General features: G+C 42.1%; 2 protein-coding genes. Both read left to right on the plus strand.

The window, feature by feature from the left end:
- The coding region (locus ACSSVW_RS20265; RefSeq protein WP_454180072.1) for a GlyGly-CTERM sorting domain-containing protein at positions 1–159 on the plus strand (159 nt) is incomplete at its 5' end.
- Positions 160–594: 435 nt separating this feature from the next.
- The coding region (locus ACSSVW_RS20270) for a S8 family serine peptidase (RefSeq protein WP_454180071.1) at positions 595–5378 on the plus strand (4784 nt) is incomplete at its 3' end.

Consider the following 5378-nt stretch of genomic DNA (forward strand, 5'->3'; position numbering starts at 1 on the left):
ACAACAACGGTTGAACAAAGCTTACAGTTATCAGTAACAGAAGCTCCCGAGGTTGATGACTCAGATGACGATGAGGATTCAAGCGGCTCACTTGCATGGCTAACAATTCTAATGGCAGGTTTTGCAGGCTTAAGACGCCGTAAAGCAAAGCGCAGCTAATCACTCCCTAAGTGTGTTATGTGACAAAGGGCCTTCGGGCCCTTTTTTCGTTTTTAGGATTCCTCATACCAATTCGCAGTAATGCTCACTCATTTTGAGGGGAGGAAGCCGAGTGTTAAAAACGTCTTATGAGTGGCTGCAACGATACAGGAATTATCACCGCTATATTGTTGATAAAAATTAAATAATCAAAACGGTTTTGCTGCTGCCTATGAGTGTACTTACCCTAAAATAGTGTGCTTCTATTTATTAATTGCAAATAAAAATACGATTATAGGAGTTTTAAGTATCTTAAATGTTAATTGTGTGTACAAAACGCTACACGAATGTAGGTAATTTTTTAATTCTCTGTGGTTATATTATAAGCGCGAGCGGTGGAATGGATATCCACCCAGCTTGAATAATTATACTAATTAACTATCCAGGGGATACTTTATGCAAGTGAAAACTCTCTCGATTGCTGTTGCCGCAGCTATCTATAGTGCCAGCGCTGCTCATGCAGTCGGTGTTGATAGTCAGCTTAAAACACAAAATCAATTAAAAGCACCTAATATTACATTTGAAGAAATCAAAGCATTTAGCAAAGAGTACAATCAAGGCGACTCAACTAGCATGATGCAGAATGATGGTCTAAATGTGCAATTGAGTGGACAAAATAAAAAGTTTACTGAAGAAGGCCTAGACGGTGAGCATATTTATATTGTTCGCTTAAGAGATAACTCTGTTGCACTTGAAGCGCGTGAGTTCGATTCGCCTTTAGCGAAAACAATGCAAACTCAAGGTGTGACAAAGGTTTTCGAAAAAGGTCAGCCGTCGATTTCTGCCGTGACCGAGTACCAAAATAAGCTACTTACAAAACAACGCACTGTTATGCAAAGCGTAACGGCTGTAACAGGCCGTACAGAAATGCGTCGTCAGTTCACTAAAGCATTGAATGGTTTCTCTGTAAAAATGACTGAACGTGAAGCAAGGAGTGTTGCTGAACTAGGAGCGGTCGCTTCTGTTATGCGTTCAAAAAATTACGATCTTTTATCTGATGAAGGTCCTCGTCATATTGGTGCAGACCAAGTGTGGGATGGCACAAGTGTTCCCAGCGGTATTAAAGGCAAAGGTGAAGGTCAAATTGTCGGCATTATCGATACGGGTATTAACTCTGATCACCCATCATTTGCTGCAGTAGGTGATGATGGTTATGAGCACATTAATCCATTTGGTAGCGGTAATTATGTGGGTGACTGTGTTGAAGAACCTGAAGAAATCCAATGTAATAGTAAGTTAATTGGTGTGCGTTCTTATGATGTGATCACTGATGCATTTGATGCCATGATCCCAGGTTGGCCTGCAATTGGTGAGGATTATCAAGGTCACGGTTCACACGTTGCATCAACTGCAGCGGGTAACGTCGTTAAAAATGTGCCTTATATGTTACCGAGTTTTGGTGAAAATACAGATGGTAATATCCTTGCAGAAGATTTATTCCCTGAGATTTCAGGTGTTGCACCCCATGCGAATATTATTGCTTATCAAGTATGTTACCCGTCAAGTGACGAATACAGAGGGTGTCCGGGCGAAGCGCTTGTTGCGGGTATTGAAGACGCGATTTCTGATGGTGTTGATGTAATCAACTTTTCAATCGGTGGTGCAGATTCGAACGTGTGGGCTGACCCTGTGCAACTTGCATTTTTAGCCGCGCGTGAAGCGGGCATTAACGTTGCAGCAGCGGCTGGTAATAGCGGACAAGGGTGTGGCAGCGCAGAGTGTTTTGGTTATTTAGATAACTCATCGCCTTGGCTGGCGCAAGTTGCAGCGACTACACACGGCCGTAGTGTTGCTGTTGAAACCGCCGTTGAGTTCGCTGGTTTTGCAGATGCCTCACTTGGATCTGAGGTTCCTAGCTGGTCAGAAACGGGTCTAGTAGGGGGCGCAATCAACAGTGAAGAAATCACCGGGGTTGTTGTTTGGGCTAAAGACTATGAAGATGTTAATGGTTTCAAAGATTACAACGGTTATTGTACAGCTGATTACCCTGAAAATACCTTTAACTTCTATAAGGATGGCACGGAGATAGCGGGTGCGGCTGATGGAACGACTAACGTTATTGTTATTTGTCAGCGTCACTTAGCAGCTGATCCTGCTGCGAATGCACGTACAGCAAAAGTTGATCACGTGAAAGCCGGTGGAGCGGATGGTTTCATCATGTACAACCGTGATGGTGCTCAAGGTACTGTTGCAGAAAGTTATTCTTTACCAGGTGTACACTTTACGTATGATCAATGGAATGGTGTTGATGGTAATGATGGCCTAGAAGACTGGGTCGATAGTTATTCAGAAATGGGCCATATGATCACTATTAAACCAACGGTGATTGAGCGTCGAGTTAACGCTGAAGATGCTGATTGGTTAGCAACGTTCTCATCGCGTGGTCCTTCATTCTCTAATATAGAAGTGCTCGCACCGACACTTGCTGCTCCGGGTGTTGATATCTATGCTGCTTATTCTGATGAGCATCCGTTTGTAACACCACATGGCCAAGATTATGCGGCAATTAGTGGTACTTCAATGGCATCTCCACATGTTGCGGGTTCAATGGCGTTACTTCGTCAAATTCACCCAGATTGGACTGCAGCTGAAGTTCAGTCAGCATTATCAATGACGGCTGAAAATGTGGTTAAATATCACCGCTTAAATAATAAAAATGATGTAGTTGCTGATGCGAAGACTTATCGTTCAGGTGCGGGTCGCATAAATGTTGCGCTAGCAGCAAAAGCGGGCTTTGTCATGGATGAGTCAGCAGATAACTTCTTAGCAGCAGATCCATTCAATGGCGGTACACCGCATAAACTTAACTTGCCTAATTTAGTTAACTTCTCATGTGCACCAGAGTGTCAATGGGTACGAACGATTAAAGCGACAGAAGACGGTACTTGGACCGTTAGTCATGAGGATGTTGAAAACTGGAGTTATGATGTTAATTCACAATCCGCTCAAAATGGTGTGAATATTGATATCTTCCCGAAAACTTTCTCATTGAAAAAAGGTGAGACACAAACCATTATCGTTAAAGCGTCGATTATGGATACGCAAGATTGGTTTAGTAACTCTGAAGTTGAGCTACACACGAACCTAGTATTCCAAGCTGAGGAAGCGGGTATTCCAGATGCACATTGGCCTGTAGCGTTTAAATATGATCGCGGTAACTTACCTTCAATGCTATCGACAACTGCGCATTCTGACGAAGGAACGTATGTTGCTAAAGGCATTATGTTACCAAACATCGAAGCACCTGTAGCACGTGTCTATGAACCAGTGAAAGCAGAAATTACTTCTGTAACACTGCCAAAAGATGACGATACTACCTTCCCTTGGACAATGAATCGTAAAGATGATGTAGCTGTTGAAGATATCTTAGATGAAGCAACATTCACTAAGTTTGTAACCGTCCCCGCTAATTCTAAACGTTTTATTGCAGAAACTGTCAGTGTTGAATCGGAACTTGATGGTTCACTGAAAAAAGGTAATCCAATCGTTTATGTAGGTAAAGACTACAATGGCGATGGTATTGTTCAGCCTCAAGATGAGATTTTATGCGTATCTAACCATCGAATCTACAACAACTTCTGTAATATTAATAACCCTGAAGAAGGTGAATATTGGGTTGTTTTATATAGCAGTAATAAAACCTCTGTCGGTCCAGTTGAAGAAACCTTTGAACTGGCAACGGCTGTTGTATCAGAGCAAGTTGCAACAGGGATGACTGCACGCCTTCCTGCGAGTGACGGTTTAAACAAAGTTGACATGACTGTTGATTGGAACATGGAATTTGATGCTAATAGTGTTTACTACTCATTATTGGATGTGGGCACATCAGCAGTTAATCCTGGTAACTTAGGTTCTATTCCATTCAAGATTAATCGTGGTAAAGATGTTGCGTACCTAGATGCGCCGAATACAGGTGCTAAAGTCGGTGACTTCGTTCCTTATACTTTTGAAGTATTGGCAAATAACTCAGGTGTTGACCGTGAATTTACTCTAGAACTAGCGATTCCAGAAGGTCTGGATGTTAAAGCTGAAAATGTTGCAATATCAACAACATCAGAAATCAATGTTGAAGTTGTTGATGGCAAGGTTGTTGTAACAGGAATGCAGGCTGATACGCGCGATGTTGAGCCAGACTACATTGTTACCGATAACATTACTGATGAGATGTGTCGTACACCTGACTTTGGTAATGCAAACCCAGGTGGTTATGTAGATTTATCACAGTTTGGAATTATGCCGTTGCTATCAGGTTTTGATGATAAAAACCTATATAACTATCGTGATGGCTATACCTTACCTATCGCAAGTTTTTACAATGGTGCGTACGATAACTTCAGTTTGTATAATAACACTGAAAATACAAACATTCAGAACCAGGTTATCCAAATTCGCGGCATGGGTACGGTGAATACAAGCGGTAGTCGCTTCTTCTACCCAGTTCACAATCCGTTCCCATATCACTCATTCCCATTTGAGAACATGGGTCCATTATGGCGTGGTTGGGAATTCTCTGAACAAGGCTTACTACGCTCTGTAATGTCTGTTGGCTTATCGTCAAACGAGGGTATTTCACTTGCAAGTACTGCAACGGGATGGGGGATTGTTGAGTGGGATAATGCATCTGATTATGACGATCCTGTTTATGACCGTTCAACAGGTACATACAGTTATACAAAACGTGATAACTCATTCGACTTCCAAGTGCTATTCAATGCAAATACGCGTTTTGGTAAAGGTGAACACGAAATTTACTATGCATACGATAATCTTGACTTTGGTACGACCCGTCCGCACGGCAGTATTGGTCTTCAAGGTTTCCGTGGCGAAGTATATGAATACGGTCCACTTGATAAATATCGCGGCGTTCAAGTTGCTTATAACAATCTAGATGAAGTTATTAGTGACGACTATGTTGTGTGTATGGATTACGTTGGCCCAGAATCATCACAGTTCGAAGTAACGGCATGGGCAGAAGTATTGCCATCAGCGGCAGGTCAAATGCTAAATATTGATGCGAAAGCAGCTATCTCTGGCCTAAATGACATGACAACGACTGCGACACTCAGTGTACCAAGCAACATCACAGTTGTAGCGCTTGACGATATGGTAACCACAGAAGAAACAGCAATTAGCTTTGATGTTCACTATATTGATGAAACAAACTCGAAAAATGAAATTTC

The sequence above is a fragment of the Pseudoalteromonas sp. MBR-15 genome, from assembly GCF_053628915.1.